General features: G+C 40.9%; 21 protein-coding genes. 19 read left to right on the top strand and 2 right to left on the bottom strand.

Annotated features, from left to right (window positions below):
• Positions 1-3: 3 nt before the first annotated feature.
• From B9A91_RS02100 to B9A91_RS02070, 7 genes are all read left to right on the top strand, one after another.
• The gene (locus tag B9A91_RS02100) at positions 4-1401 is read left to right on the top strand and encodes a DUF255 domain-containing protein (protein WP_084236768.1); all 1398 of its coding nucleotides are present in this window, start codon (positions 4-6) and stop codon (positions 1399-1401) included.
• A 90-nt stretch (positions 1402-1491) separates the two neighbouring features.
• Entirely contained in the window at positions 1492-4389 is a 2898-nt protein-coding gene (locus B9A91_RS02095) for an alpha/beta hydrolase family protein (RefSeq protein WP_235012558.1), read from the top strand.
• Between the two features lie 4 nt (positions 4390-4393).
• A complete protein-coding gene (locus tag B9A91_RS02090) occupies positions 4394-4840 on the top strand; it encodes a hypothetical protein (protein WP_084236766.1) in 447 nt (148 codons plus the stop codon).
• A gap of 135 nt (positions 4841-4975) precedes the next feature.
• Positions 4976-5365, top strand: coding sequence for a helix-turn-helix domain-containing protein (locus tag B9A91_RS02085; protein ID WP_084236765.1), 390 nt, complete (start codon positions 4976-4978; stop codon positions 5363-5365).
• Positions 5366-5411: 46 nt separating this feature from the next.
• Positions 5412-8036, top strand: a complete 2625-nt coding sequence (locus tag B9A91_RS02080; protein WP_084236764.1) for a KAP family P-loop NTPase fold protein — start codon at positions 5412-5414, stop codon at positions 8034-8036.
• Positions 8037-8066: 30 nt separating this feature from the next.
• Positions 8067-9671 carry an AAA family ATPase gene (locus tag B9A91_RS02075; RefSeq protein WP_084236763.1) on the top strand — a complete coding sequence of 535 codons (1605 nt, stop codon included), beginning with the start codon at positions 8067-8069 and terminating at the stop codon, positions 9669-9671.
• Between the two features lie 28 nt (positions 9672-9699).
• A complete protein-coding gene (locus B9A91_RS02070; protein WP_084236762.1) occupies positions 9700-11226 on the top strand; it encodes a P-loop NTPase fold protein in 1527 nt (508 codons plus the stop codon).
• Positions 11227-11233: 7 nt separating this feature from the next.
• On the opposite strand, the gene B9A91_RS02065 is transcribed toward B9A91_RS02070, so the two are convergent.
• Together B9A91_RS02065 and B9A91_RS02060 are read right to left on the bottom strand one after the other, a co-directional pair.
• Positions 11234-11761, bottom strand: a complete 528-nt coding sequence (locus tag B9A91_RS02065) for a helix-turn-helix domain-containing protein (protein WP_084236761.1) — start codon at positions 11759-11761, stop codon at positions 11234-11236.
• Positions 11751-12224 (bottom strand): hypothetical protein, encoded by a 474-nt coding sequence (locus B9A91_RS02060; RefSeq protein ID WP_084236760.1) that lies wholly within the window; start codon positions 12222-12224, stop codon positions 11751-11753. The genes B9A91_RS02065 and B9A91_RS02060 overlap by 11 nt, the downstream gene beginning before the upstream one ends.
• A gap of 314 nt (positions 12225-12538) precedes the next feature.
• On the opposite strand from B9A91_RS02060, the gene B9A91_RS02055 reads away from it, so the two are divergent.
• The 12 genes from B9A91_RS02055 (at position 12539) to B9A91_RS02000 (ending at position 21184) form a co-directional block, all read left to right on the top strand.
• Positions 12539-14509 carry an alpha-L-arabinofuranosidase C-terminal domain-containing protein gene (locus B9A91_RS02055; protein WP_084236759.1) on the top strand — a complete coding sequence of 657 codons (1971 nt, stop codon included), beginning with the start codon at positions 12539-12541 and terminating at the stop codon, positions 14507-14509.
• 224 nt (positions 14510-14733) lie between these two features.
• Positions 14734-14943, top strand: coding sequence for a hypothetical protein (locus B9A91_RS02050; RefSeq protein ID WP_084236758.1), 210 nt, complete (start codon positions 14734-14736; stop codon positions 14941-14943).
• Positions 14944-14970: 27 nt separating this feature from the next.
• On the top strand, positions 14971-15183 hold the full coding sequence (locus B9A91_RS02045; protein WP_144008830.1) for a helix-turn-helix transcriptional regulator: 213 nt from the start codon (positions 14971-14973) through the stop codon (positions 15181-15183).
• A 239-nt stretch (positions 15184-15422) separates the two neighbouring features.
• Positions 15423-15716, top strand: a complete 294-nt coding sequence (locus B9A91_RS02040) for a hypothetical protein (RefSeq protein ID WP_084236756.1) — start codon at positions 15423-15425, stop codon at positions 15714-15716.
• Between the two features lie 310 nt (positions 15717-16026).
• Positions 16027-17295 (top strand): aminotransferase class I/II-fold pyridoxal phosphate-dependent enzyme, encoded by a 1269-nt coding sequence (locus B9A91_RS02035; protein ID WP_084236755.1) that lies wholly within the window; start codon positions 16027-16029, stop codon positions 17293-17295.
• Between the two features lie 21 nt (positions 17296-17316).
• The gene (locus tag B9A91_RS02030; RefSeq protein WP_084236754.1) at positions 17317-17922 is read left to right on the top strand and encodes a hypothetical protein; all 606 of its coding nucleotides are present in this window, start codon (positions 17317-17319) and stop codon (positions 17920-17922) included.
• A gap of 3 nt (positions 17923-17925) precedes the next feature.
• The gene (locus B9A91_RS02025) at positions 17926-18222 is read left to right on the top strand and encodes a hypothetical protein (RefSeq protein ID WP_084236753.1); all 297 of its coding nucleotides are present in this window, start codon (positions 17926-17928) and stop codon (positions 18220-18222) included.
• Positions 18191-18631, top strand: a complete 441-nt coding sequence (locus B9A91_RS02020) for a MauE/DoxX family redox-associated membrane protein (RefSeq protein ID WP_084236752.1) — start codon at positions 18191-18193, stop codon at positions 18629-18631. Before B9A91_RS02025 ends, B9A91_RS02020 begins: the two co-directional genes overlap by 32 nt.
• A gap of 175 nt (positions 18632-18806) precedes the next feature.
• Positions 18807-19073, top strand: a complete 267-nt coding sequence (locus tag B9A91_RS02015) for a hypothetical protein (protein WP_084236751.1) — start codon at positions 18807-18809, stop codon at positions 19071-19073.
• Positions 19074-19148: 75 nt separating this feature from the next.
• The gene (locus tag B9A91_RS02010) at positions 19149-19991 is read left to right on the top strand and encodes a hypothetical protein (RefSeq protein ID WP_084236750.1); all 843 of its coding nucleotides are present in this window, start codon (positions 19149-19151) and stop codon (positions 19989-19991) included.
• A 76-nt stretch (positions 19992-20067) separates the two neighbouring features.
• Positions 20068-20427 (top strand): hypothetical protein, encoded by a 360-nt coding sequence (locus B9A91_RS02005; RefSeq protein ID WP_084236749.1) that lies wholly within the window; start codon positions 20068-20070, stop codon positions 20425-20427.
• A 115-nt stretch (positions 20428-20542) separates the two neighbouring features.
• Complete coding sequence (locus B9A91_RS02000; protein ID WP_084236748.1) at positions 20543-21184, top strand: DUF6266 family protein; 642 nt, start codon at positions 20543-20545, stop codon at positions 21182-21184.
• Positions 21185-21307: the final 123 nt, after the last annotated feature.

Below are 21307 nucleotides of genomic sequence, written 5' to 3'. Positions count from 1 at the left end.
CAAATGAAACTTATAATGAAAAATCCTGGGATAGGACAGGCCATGTTATGCCTGTTGCTTTTGCCCGTGATAGTCAGCGCAACAAAACCTAAGTTGACCATGAAGGAAGGTATTCAATGGACAACTGGCCTAAGCTGGACACAGGTAAAAGAAAAAGCGAAAAAGGAGAATAAATATATTTTCCTGGATGTATTTGCCACCTGGTGCGGGCCCTGCAAAGAAATGGATAAAACAGTGTACGTAAATGACAGTGTCGGTAACTTTATCAATGCAGCATTTATTGCCGTAAAGGTACAGACAGATCAGACTAAAGCTGACAACCCGGAAGTACAAAAATGGTATGATGATGCCAAAGAGATCAATAAAGCATACCGGGTACTATCACTGCCTACTTTTATTTTTCTAAGCCCGGATGGAAAGGTAGTACACAAAACCATTGGCTACAGAACCCCGCAAGCTTTTATTGCCGAAGCTGTAGCAGCTTTAAAACCTGGGCAGGCCTATGTTGATCCTTACATCGAATTCGATGAGTTGGAGGCAGATTACAAAAAGGGTAAAAAGGATTACAGCAAAATCTTGTACATGATGCGATCGGCAAAAGAATTGGGTAAGGAAGCATTTGAAAAATTACTGATACAGGATTATTTACAATACCTGGAAAAAGCAAGCGATAAGAAGTTGTATACCAAGGCGAATATGGAATTTTTGAATGCTGTAGAGCTTAAAAGCGACGCAAAGCTGTTTGCTATTTTTTACCCTGATGGCAAAAAAGCGGACAAGGCGGCAGGTTCACCTGGATTTGCTGATAGAATGGTAAACAGGGTGGTGTTTAGGGAAATTATAAGTCCTTTTTTAAAACTAAGCAACGTGGCTACACCGGTTTACTTGAATGGTGTTGCCGCACCAACAGATAAGGCTGAAGCGGATTGGCCTGGATTGTATCAAAAAATCCTGCAGAAGTATCCCAAACCTTATGCCGAAAGGGGCCTGTTGAATGCGAAATTAGCCTGGTATGAACAACATTACAATTATCCGAATTATTATAATACCTACCTGCAGAAACTGGATAAGTACGGGATAGACACGCTGAGTTCGATTGGTTTGGCGATTTACTCAGATATCAATATGAATTGCTGGCAGTTGTTCGAGCGGATTACTGATAAAGCGCTGCTAGCCAAAGCAGCCAAATGGATGCATGAAGTAATAAAAAGAACACCATTAGACCCTAGTCATATAGATACCTATGCCAATTTGTTGTATAAGGCCGGCGAGAAGGATAAGGCGATGGTATGGGAAGAAAAAGCTTTGCGATTGGCTGAAAAATATAAGTATCAGACAGATATTGAGAATTTCAAAGAAGTGCTGACGAAGATGAGAACGGGGGAAAAGACCTGGCCATGATTAGGAATAACTGTATTGATAAACACACAAATAACTAAAAATATGATAAAGCGTATTAATTTGATTAGGCATGTAACCTGTTTTTTGGTGATGCTTGTTTATTCACTTAATGGCATTGCACAGAATGGCGAGGAATATTTATTTAAAGCTATTGCAGTAAGTGGTAAGCCTGCGATGAGCATGAATACGCTAATTACACCAGTGGATCAGATTGGCGAATTTTCTGCGATCAGCAGGAATGGGCGTTATTGCAGTTATGTGATCAATGGACTTAAAGACTATACGATCGTACAATCCATTGAGGGTAAATGGAAGCATAAATTGAAGGGGATGAAGCCTGGTTTCTTTTCAGGAGATAACCGTTATTACATTTACCAAACTGGTGACAGCCTTTGTTATTTGCCTTTGAACGGAAAAGCAATAAAAGTAATCACAGGAGTAGCCAGTTATCAATTGCCCCATAATGATAACCGCAATGAATGGCTTGGGATTCTGTTAATGGACAAAAAGCTGTTGTTGAGAAATCTGCTAACCGGTAAGGAATATCAGTTTAACAGGGCTAATAATCCTGTATTTTCCATGGGGAATAAATGGTTTAGCTGCAAATTGGACAACGCGGATAAAGAGCTGGCTGTCATAAATTTGGCAAATGGCAAGCTGAACAGTTATGTTCATGTTACGGCCTATAGTTTCGATGAAAGCAAACGGGTACTGATTTTACAAACTGAGGAAGGAGCTAAAAAAAGATTGCAATGGATAGATGCTGCTAATGGAAAAGTAACCACAATATGGAAAGGTAATAAAGATGAGATGGTGATCGGTAAGAATTTTGATAAAGCTGCTCAGCAACTGATTTTTATACTACAAACTCAATCGTCAAGAGGTAATAATAGTTCGATCTGGTATTATAAAAAAGGAATGAATCTGGCAGTTCAAAAAAAGCCTTCTGATCTGGAAAATAAGATAAAAGAGCTGACATTAAGCGGCGTTCCGACGTTTACAGATGACGGCCGTTATATCATTGTTTCTATGCGGAAATCCGTGGTCGATGGTCGGAAAGCACGGGTAGGCGCCGTACAGGTAAATGTGTGGAATTACCAGGATACTTTTTTGATGTCAGCACAGCTGGCAGGAGGCGATCATCGTTTGAGCAAGTGGCAAGGTGAGATCATTTATAAATTTTCGATGCCTTCTGAAGAGAGGGGGCAGATTAGCAATTTATCAGGAGAACATGAGACCTTGTATTTAGAAGGGATAAGGGAATACGGCATAATAGAAAGGCGGGTAATGACAGACAGGTTCTGGGAGGATTGGGCTGTACCAGAAGTGCATATAGTGTCCCTCCTGGATGGCAAACGAATTCGATTAAAGAAGGGGATTATGTTGACTCGATTTGCACCAGATGGGACTTGGCTGCTGTGTTATGACCGTATAACAGGTCAATACCTTCGTTACGATATGAGATCGGAGAAGTATACAGATCTGTCCGCAAAGGCTGCTGTCTATTTTGGTGGGGAGATTGAGTTTGATGGCACAGGCAAACAGGCGGGATTACCCCGTGGAATTGTTGGTTGGTTAGATAATGGTAAGTGCTTATTGGTATATGATCATTATGACATCTGGCAATTGGATATAAGCGGAAAAAAGGAGCCGGTAAATTTAACCAATGGCCGCAAGGATAAGATCCGTTTTGAAATTACACCTGATGAGTTTGGTGACAAGAAAATGTTTTATAATGCCTATGATCGGCTGATCCTGACAGCTGTGAATATGGAGAACAAAGACAATGGTTTTTACGCTTTAAATTTAGGAAGGCATAAAGGTGCCGAATGTTTAGCTATAGGGCCTTACATGTTTGATTTAGAGCGGTTGGAATATGGTGGAACCTTTTGGGGCCGTTATTCTAGAGGACGCAGACCCATAAAAGCCAGGGACGCAGACATGTGGTTAGTGGTAAGGCAGTCCACTACCGAAGCGCCTAACTTTTATGTTTCACAGGGATTAAAAACTTTTAAGGCTTTAACCAATTTAAATCCTCATAAAGATTACAATTGGTTAAATTCTGAACTGGTGAATTTTAAACAGCAGGATGGAAGCGCAAGCAAAGGAATATTGTACAAGCCTGAGAATTTTGATCCAGCTAAGAAATATCCGGTATTGATACATTACTATGATCAGTTTTCGATGTGTCTGAACCAATATCCTGTTAATGATTACACAGTTAGTGGCTATATCAATATCCCTTGGTTTGTGAGCAGGGGTTACCTAGTGTTTTTGCCAGATATTTATTTCAATAAGGGGGCGGATGGAAATCCGGGAATGAAGGAGAAAAAGATTCCTTATGGAGAGGCGGCGTTGAATGCTGTGGAAGGCGCGGCAAACTGGCTGGCTGGACAAGCTTATGTAGATAGTACAAAAATGGGAATAGCGGGACACAGCATGGGCGGCGGTTTGACCAGTTATATTTTGACCCATAGCAAGCGTTTTGCCGCTGCCTTTATGGGAGCTGGGGTGACTGACTGGGTAAGTTCTGCCTTACAGCTGGCCAAAGATGATGGCATGAGTCGCTTGGGGGTTTCTTATTATAGTGGGGAAAAAGGCGCTGACATTTGGTTGAATAATGAGAAATACCTTGATAACCCCATACTGCATGTGGCTGAGGTGACCAGTCCGCTATTGATGTTTCATTGCAAGGATGATAGCGGCGTTCCCTTTGAACAGGCGGTTGAGTTGTTTGTAGCTATGCGACGTATGGGTAAAAGAGCATGGTTGTTACAATATGACCATGGCGGGCATTCTACCGATACGCCAGAAGATTGCCGGGACCTAACTATTCGCGCTACCCAATTTTTTGACCATTACTTAAAAGGGGCACTGGCACCCATTTGGATGACACGGGGGGTGCGGGCACAATTTAAAGGGATAGAGACAGGGTATGAATTTGACCAGGAAATTAAGACCCCTGCTGATGTGAAATTTAAAAAGTAAAATCATGAAGAAGAAAATAATACTGCTTATACTATGCCTGGGTATCGCCATCGCCCTGCATGGGCAAACCAATTTTACCGGCAGCTGGAAGTTGAAACAGATACTGCAAGTTGCCGGGCCTGAATACAGCAATGCCATGGCCGAGGCTTTGGTGATCAAACAAACCGCAGATTCGGTTTGGACTGGTAAACGAGGGTTGGCGATGAACGGTACGAAACTGGTGTTTTTTGGAGATGAAAACAGGAAAATGGTGAAAAGCTTTTCCTGGGCTGCAGACAAGAAATCCTTTAAAGTAACCACTGTGATTTATATGCCAGGCAACGACAAGGAAATAGATTTGACCCGAGAAGATACCTATAGTATGGTAGGGGTTGAACTGGTGCTGCAGCGGAAAAGTATAGAGAGTAACAGTGAGAGTTGGGAAACGAAGGGGATTTATACCAAGGAATAAATTTTATATTAACGCAATCCTGCTGATATGAATATTTGGCTATTGAAGTACAGCAGCTAAACTCTTGCACAGGGAAGGTGGCACCAGCCATTATAGCCACCTTCCCGGCAGGGGGATTAAAATGGAAATAAGTAAATGTTTAGCAAACCACTATACGACGAAAATATTGAAGCTACCCTGCGGCAGGCTTATGTATCGCCGCAGGTGGTTTTACAACGCCTGGAAGCTTTGATTGAAGCGAACTACAAAGACAGGAAAGATCCGCTGTTTTACAGCAATGAACTGGGGTATGGTTTACGTACTTTGAATGATCTGTGCAGGTTGCACGAAGGCATTACCGTTTTTGGCCTGGTGCAGGCCCGGATTTTATTGGAGGCTAAGCGGCTGGCGGTAAGTACCGCCATGCCGGTTAAGCTTATAGGTTATGAACTGGGGTTTAACAACCCGACATATTTTTGCCGGTTTTTTAAAAAAGAGACCGGGATGACGGTAGCGGAGTGGAAGAAAAAACGTGAACTGGTTTGATATAATATTTTTATATATTTAATGTTTATTACATTTTGCATTTAAAATGAGCGCTCAATCACAAAATAAATCTGATGAGGCTGACGATGAAGTTCAGCCTATAGTGAAAAAAAAAACCGAAATACAGTCTGGGAAGTTTGATCGTGAAAGTTATAAAAGTGATGTCAAGTTGGCGTGGTTTTATAAGTGCCTAATTGGCGTTGTTCTATCTTTTTTATTCGCTGTTCCTTTTAAAAAAGTTTTAAATGATATCCTCGTTGAACCCATACTTCAATTTTGTGCGAACGACTCTTATTGGATAGACTGTGTCTTAATCGCTTTTTTGGTGTATTCAATTAGGTATACGATCTTGAATATGTCTAAATTGTTAATTCCTACAGGTTCATCTCTTGTGACAATGTTAGGGATCTCAATAATATACATTGGTGTATTTAGACAGAGTGGGGAATATGAGTTTTACCATTTAAAGTTATTATGCCTTGCATGGATTTCTTACCTTGATCTTGTAATTCTGGCGATGATGCTGCGCCTTGCCTCCTATAAAGTTTATAGCTTACCAATTAATGTATTGGAGAGACATTTATCGTTTATTGAGGATGCACCAATAATAGCTACCTATGCAGACTTGTATGGAAATGGCGGATATGCTAAAAAACTAGCTGCCCATATAAATGCAACGACCACTGTAAATGCTTTTGGAATCGGTGTATTTGCGAGTTGGGGTAGTGGGAAAACGGATTATCTGAATCGGTTAGAAGAGGACTTGATTTTGAATGAAGACAATCTGGTCTTTGAATTTAATCCCTGGAGAGTTAAATCAGATGCTATCGTTGATGAATTTTTTAAAACATTATCTGTTAACTTGAAGCCGTTTAATAAATCTATAACTGCAGATCTTAAAGAATACTCTAAGAGGATACTTCAGACAGGCAAGGAAATCGAGTATAGATTTTTAGATACACTGGTTAATAACTGGTCTGACGATGACACCCTTAAAAAGAAACAGGAAGAAATTAATTCTGCTATTAAGTTATCGGGAAAGAGAATCGTCGTGCTAATTGATGATTTAGATAGGTTAACCGGAAAAGAAGTGATGGAGGTGCTAAGGATAATACGAAACACCGCAAATTTTGTCAACACTTTTTTTATAGTAACTCTAGATCAGGATTATATTGTTAAAACTTTGGTTAATACAAAGGATTTTGCAAACGAAAAAGAGTATTTGAGAAAAATTTTTCAGCTTACAATCACGCTTCCAGCATTTAGAAAAAAGATTTTTGTTGAAGAACTTGAAAGGCTATTGATTACTGGTGAAACAAGGCAAAAAGAAGCTGGAATTTTAAAGTTAGTAGTCGAAAAGTTATCATCAGAATCTTTTAATGATTTAAAAGACATATTTGAGAATTATATAGATAATGTTAGAGAGCTTAAGCGTTTTTGTAATTCCTTTAAAGTTGCATTTGAAATCCTTAAAGACGAAGTAGAGATATCCGATCTTTTTGTTCTGGAACTTATTAAAAATAAATATCTTGAGGTATATAATTATGTGAAATCCAGAGAGCCGTTTGATTTTAATGCAGGAGAATCGATTGAATTAAAGGATGAGCGTGTTATATCCAAATTTTTTTTGGAAAACGGTTACGATGTAAATGTGAACAAGTACGCAATGTCGGCGTTTACTTTTCTTGCAAGCAGCAGCGGCAAAAATCAACGGCGATTTTCTAGACTTCGCAACTTTCACCTTTACTTTTCTTACCAACTATTTGACCAGATTTCTTTCGCGGAATTTAATGTATTGTTGACTAAGAGCGCTGAAGAAATGATCGTGACAATTAACAACTGGTCTGAAACAGTTAAATATGGTGAATTGCGGAACTTATTACAGGAAATTGTACCTGAAAATAATAACGAACTAAATAAAATACTTACCGTTTTTCTTAATATAGACAAAGATCGAGTCTTTTGGCTTGAGATTGTAAAAGAAAAGATTTTCACGTCAAGAGTGCAAACAGTCAAGCAATATTTTGAAGAGCATAGAAATAGCTATAAAACCTATCTAATTAAGTTCTTTAAAGACTCGAATATCCCTATACATTCACGGTCGTATTTATTACATCAATTCTTAACATTATTCTTTTTAACTGATGAAGTTGCTAACTATGAGCGAATTTTTAAAGACAAAGTTGAAATCCAAAAGATCCAGATACAATTGCTAAAAGACGAATTTGCAGATGCATCATCAACCAATGATAGTGCAATGTCTTTGCTTAAGTATATCTATGAATCGATAGATGCTAAAACGCATATTGTTACAATATACCAGCCTGCATTGAAATTGATGAAAGATAAGTTATTGCATGATAATAAATATTTTGAGGATTATATTTTAAGTTTTTTCAGACCCTTAGGTATTCCATATCTCGGTGACATTGTACCTGAACCTTTTTTCAATGAGATCTTTTCTGATTTGGAAACTTTTAAAGAAAAATTGAAAGGGTTCCGTTTTGAAAGAATTAACGAGGAAATTTATGAGGTATTAAAGCTTGAAATAATTAATAAAATAGATCATATGCGGCCGGGAGTACCTATAGAAATAGAAAGTGGACATAAACGAATAATTGAAAAGCTTATGATTATGAATGACATGTTGGACAATAATGAACAGACTTAAACTTCGATTAGTAAATGAAATTGATTGAATATGAGAATAAAAAAACTACAGCTTAAAAACGGTTATAAAAGATTTCATGATTTGACAATTGATCTGGGGGAAAGCCCGAAGAGAATTGTTGCATTAATAGGGCCTAACGGATGTGGGAAAAGTAGTGTATTAGATGGAATGTTATACCGTAACAATAGTTTTGAAATCGTTGGTGCCAAGCAAAAAAAAGGCCCCCAATATCATTCTATGAATCAACTACCCAACTTTGATTCTGAAAATATTAATATACAATTTGATATAGCGGGTACTTTCTATCAAATAAGAGAAGCCAGAAAGGTTAATCGTTTGCAGAACACAATTTTTTCTTTTAGAAGTCCATATCGCTATAACAGCAATCTAAAAGTAGATGAAACACGAACCACTGCTGATATTAAGCTTAACACTTATGGCGCAACCGTTAGTTCTGACCTTGACGATAAAATGGAGGAAAATTATCGACGCTTATATGTCAAGTTTAATAAGTATTTAAATGATACGGATTGCCGACCGAGCGAGGCAAAAGAAAAGATTGTGGGAGATTTAAATGCTTCAATTGAGAACTGTCTGGACCTTAAGATAGATAACATTGGTAACATAGAATCAGGACAGGGAACTCTATACTTTAAAAAAGCTGATCATCCAAAACCTTTCGAATTTAATGTATTGTCATCGGGCGAGAAGGAAGTGGTGGACATTTTACTGGATTTGTATTTAAGACAGGATGAATACAATGATACAGTGTTCCTGATTGATGAACCTGAATTACATGTAAACACGTCTATCCAAAAAAAATTGTTACTTGAGATAAATAAGTTAGTAGGGAAGAATTGCCAAATATGGATTGCTACACATAGTATCGGGTTTTTAAGAGCTTTACAATCAGAACTTAAGGAGGAGTGCCAGGTTATTCAGTTCAAAAAAGGAGTGAAGTGGGCATCAGAACCTCAGGTGATTAAACCCATGAAAAATACCAGGGCAAATTGGTTGGAAATATTTGAAACGGCTTTGGATGATTTAACTGGGCTAATAAGCCCTAAAAGGATCGTTTACTGTGAGGGAAAACACAACCCTGGAACTGGAGGCCTTGAGAAAGGTATGGACGCCACTGTTTTCAACAACATTTTTAACGAAAAATACCACGATACACTATTTGTTTCAAGTGGCGGAAACACAGAATTAGATCAAAGAAGTGGAATAGCCTTGGCCATCCTGACAAAAGTGTTCTCTGATATCGAGATCTTGGTTTTTAAAGACAGGGATGTTTCTTCTGGTCGAACGAATACTTTAGCTGATCGTCAGGTCTATCTGGATAATAATCCCGCTAACCATAGAATGATGAAAAGGTGGGAGATAGAAAACTATCTGTTTGATAAAGAAGTATTGATATGTTACTGCGATTCAATAGGTCATAAATTTAATGAAGCAGAGTACGATAAGATAGTGACTGATATAGATAACCAAGATGTTAAAGGTCTGGTAAATCACATCAGGAATTTTTGCGGAATAACTAGCTCCATTAATCCGGATAAATTTAAGATAACACTTTCTGGGCATGTTAAGGAAGATATGAATGTGTATAAGGAATTAGAAGGTTGCATTTTTTAAAAATTAAAAGATTAAAACGGCTTATTTAATGCGAAAAAGAATATCTAATATAATTATAGAATCGAATGACCTACAGCAAGTTTTTTTTGACCACTTGTCTGAAGAAGTTAATTCTAGAATTTTGGTTTCAGGGCCATTTGGTTCAGGAAAATCAACTTTTTTGAGAGATTTTTTTGCTAAGTATAGCCACAAATACAATACGTTTAATTTATATCCGGTTCACTACTCGGTGGCTACTAACCAGGATATTTTTGAACTGATCAAATTTGACATCATAGCAGAACTACTTGTAAATTATAAAGATGATGTTGAAACTTTGAAGAGCCAGGAGTTTTCGCTAGCGCTTAGACTCCAAGCCTTTTTATTGCATAATAATTCTGTTAATATTAACAGTTTGCTTAAGCCATTAATAGCAGCAATGAGCGGTATTGGTAAGCCTGTTCACGAGGTACTAGAAAGCGTGGATAAGCTAGGGGTTGAATTTAAGGATTATTCGGACAAGGTAGAGAACGTTAATGAAATGACGATAAAACAATACCTGAAACAGTTCGATAAATTAAAGGGGAGTATTCGTGAAATGGATGACGTTTCTATCATCATAAGTAACTGCCTAGCTGACTTGCGAGGGAAAAAAGAAGGCAGCCAAAATGTGTTGGTTATTGATGATTTGGATAGGCTAGATCCTGACCATATTTTTAGGTTGTTTAACATTTTTAGCGCTCATTTTGATTCAATAAACGAAAAAAATAAGTTTGGTTTTGACAAGGTGGTATTTGTATGTGACATTGATAATGTGAGAAAGATGTATCAACATAGGTATGGGAAGGATGTAGATTACGGGGGCTATATGAATAAATTTTACTCCGTTAAGCCATTTGTTTTAGATACCAAAGAAGTGATTAAACGGAAGCTGAATGAGTTTTTTAACTCAAAGCGGTGGATTACTGATTCATCCATAAAAGAGCATATAGGTCATTCAGAATTTAAGCGTAGTTTGAATTTCATTCTTTCTGCATTAATTGATAAAGGCCTGTTAACCTTACGTAACCTGGACCATTCACCGCATTTTGTATTTGACCAAAGCAGGCACATCTCTTTTGCCGGAGATCTTTCCCGAACTTATCCGGCTTTTTTGTTTGATTTTATAATTTTGATAGAATATTTAAAGACCTTGTTTCCTGATAACCAAACGCTATTAATGAACTTGTTGATGTTGTCGGAGAGTTATTCTGCAGATTATAACCCGGAAGTAAACAAACATATTTATGAGAAGGGGGCAATTGACTTATATATAGCAAGCGTATGTCTAACTTTTCTCCTGTCGTCAAACAAACTTGCGAATAATAGAGATAGCAGCGAAAATAGTTATTACTACCCATTTACGGATAAATGTTATATTTACTATCGAGTGGAGGCTCGTTCAAATTATAACAAACCGATTGCTACAAAGTTTGGGACGAGACCTGGTCATGGTGGGCCGGATGTAGAATTCAATATTTTTCATATTTTATATGAAACGTTAAAAAAGTGTATGGGAGATGGGATGATTGTTTGACGAGTAATTAGAGGATAACTTGTAGCCTATTGCTAACATGTTTGGTTTCAGATTTTCGGAGCAACTGATTGGTATTTAGCCAATGTTCTTTTTGTTTTTCAACTACCTTAAGCCAGCTTACGGCAGGTATAGCATTGTTAGAATGAATTTCTAATCGGATCATTATACTATCGTTTGGTTCCCGCCTGTTGTGACAATAATGATTGAGCTGGTATTTGCTGATGTCAATATCATTTGCAAAATCCTGTTGGGTTTTATTGATAATTTCCATATACAACTTCAAAAAATAACCGAAGTTATAGTCAGGGTTATAATGATTTCCGGAAATGTAATCTTCTATCAGAAGTTTAAATTGAAGTAACCTGAATTTAAGGTTTAACGTAGGATTGTGTAAGGACCTGCGTTTATTAATGGTTGCGATAAATTCAGCCTCGGCCCCTTCACGTTCCTTTTCCGTTAGGTGAGAAGGTAATACGTATGACTCAGCAATCTCTTCAGGAGTCAAGGTCTCTAAAACTTTCTTTTTAACTGCCATAATAGTATTTTTTTACCATATGTAACAAAGGCTCTTCATCAAGGTATAAGAACTTAGATCCATCAAGCATTCCATATTTAAGTATGTAATATTCTTTGAGTATTGTTTTCGGTACCAAAGAAACACAAGGAAATGGTGCATGTCTTTTAACAGCTTCCCGACAAGCAAAGCCCATTAAGGTACCTGCAATTCTTTGATATTCTTTTTGCCTACCTACATTTTCCATGGAAGATTCAAGCAGCTTAATTTCAATCCAGTGTTGTTCAGAAGAATCTTTAATTGCCATAATGCCTAAAATTTCATCATCATTAATTAAATTGAGCTGGTACAACTCACAATCCTTTGCCATATTACTCCAATCAAATACAAATCGTTCGTTATTAATTTGGACCAGATCTGCAGGTGCGATTCTCTTAACCACAGCAGCCTTTTTTATTTGGCTGGCGCTATGCAACAGGTACATAATTCAAATGTATAAAAAAGTTGACGTAATTTGTCAATTTACTTTTGTTGTTTATCATAATTGGTTTTAAGTTTAGTGGGTATTTGTAAACTTATAAGGTTTTGACACTTTGGCGGTCAGAAATGAGGAAATATATTTCATTTGAGTTTGAAGATCTGAGGATATAATTACTGAAATACAAATTGTGCTATGATAATTCCATATAGTGCAATCTGAAAAAAGCAGCGTTACTGAGATTTGTGTTAGTTGATCAACCTTACTATTTCATTTAAACGTAAGATTGACATTTAATAAAACTAACCAAATTACCAACCATGAAACGACTATTGCTGATCCTGTTATTAGCCCTTCCTTTTTTTACAAAAGCCCAGAATTATATTGTAAACCTGAACAAGGTTAAAGCGAAAATACAGCCTACCATGTGGGGCCTGTTTTTTGAAGACATTAACCGTGGTGCCGATGGGGGTTTATATGCCGAACTGGTGAAGAACCGCTCGTTTGATTTTCCGGATGCTTTTATGGGCTGGAAAACGGTGCCTTCCAGGCAAAGTTATGGCCGGAACGAAGTGTTCCAGATCATTAACCAGGCTACGGTAAATGCGGATAACCCGAAGTATTTACAGGTAACGGTAACAAAGCCAGAAAATGTGTTGCTGCAGAATGAGGGATTTGGCGGGGTAACGGTGAAGAAAGGCTTGGGGTATAAGGTTGGTTTGCGTGTTAGACAGCATATTGAGGGGTTGAAGGTGAAGGTTGAAATTGTTAATAGCAAGGGTAGTGTTGTAGGGAGCGCAGTTCAAGAGGTTTCTCGAGATGCTCGAAATGACGCTGGATTTAAGCTGCTGGAAGGCACCATTACGCCAACTGATACCACGGTAAATGGCAGGCTGGTGCTGCGGTTTGAGGGAACGGGAAAAATGGATATAGATAGGGTAAGTTTGATGCCAACAGATACCTGGAAAGGTTCCGCACAAAACATGCGTGCCGACCTGGTACAGAAGCTGGCAGACATTAAACCTGGTTTTATGCGCTTTCCGGGCGGTTGTATTGTAGAAGGTGATGACCTGACTACCCGCTACCAATGGAAAAAAACAATCGGGCCTTTGGAACAAAGAAAACTGATATCCAACCAATGGAAAGATGGCGGGGCATCGGGCAGGGCCATGCCGGATTATTTTCAGAGCTATGGCCTGGGCTTTATGGAGTATTTCCAATTGTGTGCTGATATGAAATGTGAGCCTATGCCCATACTAAACTGTGGCCTGAGCTGCCAGTTTGGGGCCGGTGAGGTGGTGGCTGCTGATGAGATGGATGAATATGTACAGGATGCAATGGATTTGATTGAGTTTGCCAATGGTGCGGTAAGTACTGCCTGGGGAAAACGGCGAGCAGAATTGGGGCATCCGGAACCTTTTAATATGAAACTACTGGGTATTGGCAACGAAAACTGGGGCCCGCAATATGTAGAGCGCCTGGAATTGTTTACCAAAGCTATAAAAGCCCGTTATCCTAATATACAATTGATTACCAGCACCGGTTATACGCCTAACCCCCAGTTTAAATACATGGATTCGGTATTGCGCAAAATGAAGGTGGATATTATTGACGAGCATTATTACCAAACGCCCAACTGGTTTTTGATGAATGCAGGCAAGTACGACAGTTACGACCGCAAAGGACCAAAGATCTTTATTGGTGAATATGCCTGCCATAGCATCCGGATTGGCAATCCGGGCAATAAAAATACAATGTTATGTGCATTGGCCGAAGCGGCCTGGATGACAGGCCTGGAACGGAATGCAGATGTGGTAACCATGGCTGCTTATGCACCATTATTTGCCCATGTAAACGACTGGCAATGGACACCCAACCTGATCTGGTTTGACAATGTTTCATCTTATGCCACACCGAGTTATTATGTGCAGCAGTTGTTTGCTGATAATGCCGGAACGGAGGTGCTGCCCTTAACTGTTAACGGGGAAAGCATTGCCGGGCAGGACAGTGTTTGGGCCAGTGCCGCGGTTGACCGCAAGGCTGGAGAGCTGATCTTGAAAATGGTAAACCCATCAGGGACTACTAAACTGAAAGTTATTGAGGCAGCTGGTTTGAAAGCAGCTGCTAAAGGTACAATGACAGTGCTAAAGGGGGATTTGAATGCGGTAAACAGCATTGAAATGCCAGAACTGGTAAAGCCTGTAACATCAGCCTTTGTGGCTAAAGGAAAAAAGCTGGAGGTAAAACTGGAACCGCATTCTTTTACGGTGCTGCGGCTGAAAATGAAATAAAGATTTGATTTAATAAGTGGTTAGTAATGGGGATTTGACCTTGCCCCGATAGTATTGCCGCCTTTTTTCCCTTTGGGCGGCGATAGGATTTGAGCTTAAGTACTTTGCTCAGATCTGTTTAGTGTGTGTAACACAAGAATTAGGTTAAACCCAGCCCCTGCCAGGATTGGAGTGGTTGGGTTTATTTGAAACGAAAAAAGGAGATGGAATAGCAGAACATAAATATGGAACAGGAACCAGACTTTAAATTGCTTTATGAAATGGCCCAGCTGGAAATACAGAACCTGAAAGACCAGCTTGAGCGGTGGGAAACCAGGGGCGTGTTGTTGCGCCAGCTGGCCCAGCAGCAGGAAATACTGGCCACACAGGTTGAATTAACGGTGGATACCCTGAAGGCCGGTGCAATAGGTATTGGAAAAATGAGCATAGCTTGATTGGCTGATTTAAATGTAATTAGACATATGATGAAGATGACCATAGGCGAGAAGATGGCCAGGCTACGGGAACAAGCCGGTAAAACCGCAGAGGAGCTTGCAGACTATATGAAAATGAATGTAGAAACGTACGTTAAGATGGAAGACGATTTTATATATCCTAACGATAACCAGATTACCAGACTGGGGAAGTTTTATGGGATGAGCTATCAGGAAGTGCTGGATGTTGGAGAGGAATGAAATAGCTGTACTTCTCGGCGGCTGCATAATTCCCGATGAAGAATCGGGAAAGACGCTAGGCCGCTACGAAGTAAGCAATTTCAGTGTTATGATATGAAAGGTTTAACGCATCTCAATTTCATGAATAAAGTTTAGTTATGAAACCGGGAGCTTGGTCTGCTTCCGGTTTTTTTAAGCTCGCCGGTCATCAAAATTTTTCAAAGAAAGACAGAAATAAGGATAAAATATAAAACAAATCTATGATAGACAAAAACATAATACTGGCCCATTTCTGGGCAAATGCAAATAAGCTGGTAATGCCTGATGGTGTGGAAATAGACCTGCACAATGATGACCTGGTGGTGCTTTCTACCCTGCTGCGCAACGTGGGGCATTACCCTTATACCTTACAGTTTAAGGCAGAGTTTAGCCTGGATGATTTCATTACCGAAATGGAAACACAGCTGCTGGAAGATGTAACCGAAATAAACCTGGATTTGCTGCTGGTGCTGTTTGCAGCTGGCAAAGCCAGTTATAACCTGTTTAAAGATTAAATAGTATAAACTATCCCTGTATTAACCTACAACTAAATTTTAAACCATAAAAAAACCAACCAAATTAAACCATGACTTAACGTAAATCTCACAGCTCTCTTCTAAAACCCATTTTGCGCATACGGCCTTTCTGGCCACTAGCGCAATAAAGCAGGTATAACGCCAAAGCTGATGGAATTGTTATGCCTGTTTTATTGGTTTAATACATTGTAAATCAATTGTTTAATTAAAAATATTTTTTCTAAAAGGGCAACACTGCCCCTTTATTGGCCATTACCTTTGGCTCATCAAACTAACCAAACCAACAAATATGAACATACCTTATTTAGATTTTCCGAATGCGAGTTTTAAAGATTACGAATACATACCCGGGCAGAATTTTTACCAGTGGGCCCGGCACTTTGCCGCATATGTAGACAACTGGCGCAGCCGGGGGCATTGGAACTACCGCCAGGAATGTTTAAGCGGATGCGGGTCCGAAGTGCTGCTAAACCTGGATGGCAAAGGCCCCAAAAACTATGTGGCCATGGTATTTAGTGATTACCTGGGCCATGCCATCCACCCGAAGGTAATAGCAAAGGGGGTTGAGTATATGCAAAAATATGGGATGGGCGTAGCCGCCAGTCCTGCCATAGGCGGACATATGGATTTCCATAGGGAACTGGAAGAAAAGACAGCCGCATTTTTTAGGCGCCAGGCGGCCATATTGTTTACTACCGGCTATACCGCCAACACGGCCACCATAATGGCCTTGCTAAAAGGGGATAGGGCCATTGCTATAGTAGATGCCAGTATACATGCCAGCATGTACGAGGGCATAAGGGGAATAAAATATGTGCCTTTTTACCACAACAATATGGAGAGCCTGGAACGCAAGCTGAAAGAGAACTGCGGCAGGTACGATACCATGATGGTGATAGTAGACGGGGTGTACAGCCAGCCTGCAGATATTTGCCCGCTTAAGGATGTGGTTTTCCTTTGTAAAAAGTATGGTGCCAAACTGGCGATGGACGATGCGCATGGCGTTGGGGTACTGGGCGAAACCGGCCGGGGCGTAATAGAGCTGTATGATGCCTGGCAGGATGTAGATGTGATTACCGGCACCTTTAGCAAAACCTTTGGCCATGTTGGGGGCTATGTGGTGGGTGATGAAGAGCTGATTACTTACCTGAAGTACCAGGCCGGGCAGCACATATTTTCGGTAGCGCCAACACCGGCGGCGGCCTGTTTGCTGAAAAGCATAGACCTGATTGATGAAGAGCCCCAAAACCGGCTAAAGCTCTGGGTAAACATCCGTCACCTCAAGGATGGGCTGCACAGCATGGGCTTTGATACCGGAACTTCGGCCAGCGCCATAGTGCCGGTAAAAACAGGCAACGCGGCCATGAATGCAGAGATATGCAAATGGCTGCTCTATGCCGGGGTGTACACCAACCAGATCGGTTACCCTGCGGTACCTAAAAAACACGCGGTAATACGCCAGAGCGTAATGGCCACGCACGATATACCACAGATGGACCGGGTGCTGGAAGGCTGGGCATATGTGAAAAAGAAATTGGGAACTAACAATTGTAAGTAAGAAAAATTAACGCTTTTATAAATGAGGAACAATAAAAATACCCGGCGCAAACTCTTAAGGGCTGCCAAAGAACACATTAATAAGTACGGCTTTAAAGGTTTAAACTCTAACCAGCTAAGTATTAAGGTAAACATGAAGCACGATGTGGTGCAGCGGGTTTACCAGGGCATGAACAACCTGATTAAGGCCTACATTATTAGTGAGGATTACTGGAAAGAACTGTTTGAGCAGTATACCATGCCCCAGGATTCGGCAGAGCAGGAAGTGCGGCAAATGTTCATTGATATATTGCAGGCCAACTTTGACAAACTTTTTGCACATAAAGGTATGCAGCATGTGATATGGCGGCAAGCGGGTGAGAACTGTACGATGATGCGCCGGATATCTGAAGCGAGGGAAAAAGATGGTGCCCCGTTTTTGGCCTTAACGGACAAGTTTTTTACCGGGCGTAAAACAGATTTCAGAACAGTGGTAATGTATGTGCTGGGCGGTACTTATTACATGATGAACCATGCCAGCAACAACAAAAGCACGATAGTAGGCAGGGATATCAACCGGCCAGACCACAGAAACATGGCGCGGAAGACGATTGAAGAGATCATTAAAAAGCTTTGGCTAATTGAATAAAATATGTTTGAACTGAAATATTACGAAGCCATAATTGAAACGATACACCAGGGTGCTTATGACATTTGTACGCCTGTTGATACGGATGAGTTGTACAAATTGGCCCGGCGCGTTAAAAAGGCAGGCAGGTGTTATAAGGAATGGTGCGGGGCTTTGCTTTTGCGCTGCAAGGATTTGGAAGCTGGCTTGCTGGGCAGTTTTAGGAATTATAGATATATGGAACAGCTGATTGTACTGGCAGTATTGATTGAAATTTTAAATGAGTTATATGAAGGATTTTTACAGGAAGGGCTGGCATAGCCTGGTTATTGAAATAATTTGCTGGGCTTATTTTGTGTTGTTTGGCTATGCGGCTTTTGATAAGCTATTTGCGCTAAACAGGTTTGTAATTACGATGGGGCAAAGCGGGATGTTAACGCCTTATGCAGGGTTTTTAAGCTGGGCAGTGCCGGTGGTTGAGCTGGTACTGGTGCTTATGCTGATGGTTCCTCGTTTTAGGCTGGCTGGCCTGTATGGTTCTTTAAGCCTGATGACGATGTTTACCACTTACATTTTTATAGTACTGGATGTAATGGAAAAGGAGTTGTGTGGTTGCGGGGCTGCAATAGAAGCATTGGGATGGGGTTGGCATATGGTGTTTAATACAGTGTTTTTGGTTATGGCAGCGGTGGGGCTGATACTAGAAAAGATCCCTCGAAACTCGGGATGACAACAGCACTAGGATGACAAAAAGAAAACAACACTTGCTTTGTCATCCCGACTCCGGAGGGATCTGGGATATAAATACACACTAGTATAAAAATATTCAACTGCGCAATGGATCGGGAGTATGCTGAAAATCCCGTAAGAAAAAGAGTAGGCATAAATCTTTAATTTTTATAAACATGAGAAAAGCAATTTTTGCTGCTGTGGCTTTATTAGCCGTAGCTGGGGGAGCCTTTGCGTTCCAGAATTCAGCTGTAACCACTAAAAAAACAGCTACAGCTTACACGTATTACCTGGAAAACGAGTGTAATACACCGGTAACTTGTGATACTGAGTTTAACGGAACGGCTTGCAGCATTGAGTATGACGGCATAACCGTTTACGACGCGCCGAACTGCGTTTCGGGCCACGAAGTAGTTACTGTGCTGGGCAAAAGGCCACAGTAATTAACTTTCGGGGGCAGCTCAGGCCTGCCCCCTGATTTTAAACCAAGAACGCTCAACGCACTATATAAGAACGCTATGAAGAATCTTTACATTACCCTATCTCTGGTGATAAGCCTCAGCATTGCAGCTGTGGTTACGCTCTACTATATACAACCTAAACCGCAAAAGAACGGCTTTAAGCGCGGGCATAGGTACGCCGTGCAAAAGCTGGACGCATTGGAACTGAACTTTGGCAGCTGGTATATTACCTGGCAAGGCGAAAGCCGCATTTATTTAAGTAACTACAGAGCTTTGCTGGCGCTGTTTAGCTGTGATTATAATTTGCAGGATTCGGTTTACGGCAGGCTTAGCTTTGCTGATGGCAGCCGCCTGAGGCGGGATGCCCTGAAAGCGCAGATTGTACGAAAGCTGAACCCGGGCGAAGATGTTTTTAAGACCGATGGTTTTGTGAACCTGGATGAAAGCACAGGCCGTATGGTTTACACCTATTATTACCGTAATGCTTTTGTATACCTGGATACCGGCTTTAACGTATTAAGTACCGGCAGGTTGATTGACACCAATAGTGTTGCTAAAATAGAGCTGGGCACCTATAAAGCTGGCAGTAATAAGACCATACTTACCATGGCCAAACCGGCTTTGGTGGTTAATAAAAAGGGTTATGTAGATGGAGGTTATTTTTACAACCACACTGCACTGGCTGCTGATAACGAAAGCCCGGATGATTTTAACCGGCACGAGGTATTTGATGTATACAGGTTGGATACTGGCCAGTATAGCTATAGCCTTTACGTGCCCAGGCATCCGAAGATGCAGTTGACAGACTTTGCCGTTCGGGGTAATTTGCTGATTGCCCTTTTTGACAGGTATCTGGTTAGTTACCAGCTAACAGGAAAGGAGGTGAGGCAGGCAAGATAATCTGCTTTTAACTTAGGTTAGAAGAGAAGGCCCGCAAAAGTGCAGGGCCTTTATCCAGACTTACGATAGTAATTAAATGCGTAAGGATGATGCACTGGTAATGAACATTTACCGGATGAATGACCGCCGGGGTTGCCTGGTAATGGTTGTAAAGGGCAAGCCCTTGAAAATATTGAATATAACAGAGCCCCTGCATTTTGTAGGCTGGATGAAACAGCTGAGCATAGCTATAGATACCGGGGCCGACCAGAACTGTAAGTACCACCTGAAATGCCTGGACACCGCAGAGCGGGTTTTGAAATGCAGATTTGTGCAAGCGATGGTTGGTTTGGATTTGTGTTTTAAACAGCAGGCCCGAATGAAATGGGAAGGTAGCGCCCGGGAGTTTGCCGCTGCGGTAGACAGGATGATAGCGCGGCTGCCAAAGTTTTATTAGATCCTTCGTTTCACTCTGGATGACAAACTGTGCGCTGAATGACATAGCTGCTATCGTTGCTAACCACAGCTAAAAAAAGGTTGCAAACGCCAATAAACCCATAAAATTTACAGAAATGGGAAAATTAACAGGAGGGATCGATTACGACATGATCGGTCTGTTAGGTAACCACGTTGGTCGCCGTACTAAGGGTGAGAACATCATTGCCATGCGCCCGGCAAAATCAAACAAACCGCCTACACAGGCACAACTAAACCAGCGACTGAAGTTTGCGCTGATGGCCGGCTGGCTAAGGCGGCTTGCAGCGGTAATTAATGTAGGCTTTCAGGAGTACGATGCAGAGATGTCGCCCCGTAATGCGGCACTTTCCTGGAACCTGAAAAATGCCATTGCAGGGGCAAGCCCCAACTACACTATTGATTATGCAAATGTGGTGTACAGCAAAGGGCTGCTGGATTTGCCGCAGGCCCCGCAGATTGCCCCTGCTGCTGGCGCCAAACTGGATTACAGCTGGGGAGCAGTAAGCGGCGATACCAATGGTTTGGCCACAGACAAAGTAACCTTTGCAGTGTATAATCCCGCTAAAAACAAGTTTGTGACGCTGAAAGGCGGAGCGGTTAGATCTGCACTGGCTTACAGCCTGCAGCTGCCACCGGATTGGAGTGGTGACGGGGTAGAGGCTTATCTGTCGATGGTATCGGCTGATGGTAAGCTGGTGAGCGACTCTTATTATGTAGGGCCGTTTACTGTGTTGTAAGGGGAAATTTAGCATTACTCTTCGAAGGCTGCATATCCGCGCTGAAAAAGCGCGAAAACGCTAGGCCTTCTCTGAGAACGCAAAATTTCTGCCTACAACAAGGGGCTGTGCTGGTTAACCGCA

This window comes from Pedobacter africanus, from assembly GCF_900176535.1.
GTDB classification, from domain to species: Bacteria; Bacteroidota; Bacteroidia; order Sphingobacteriales; family Sphingobacteriaceae; genus Pedobacter; species Pedobacter africanus.
Note: the sequence above shows the minus strand (reverse complement) of the source record. Positions and strands in the feature narration are given on the sequence as shown.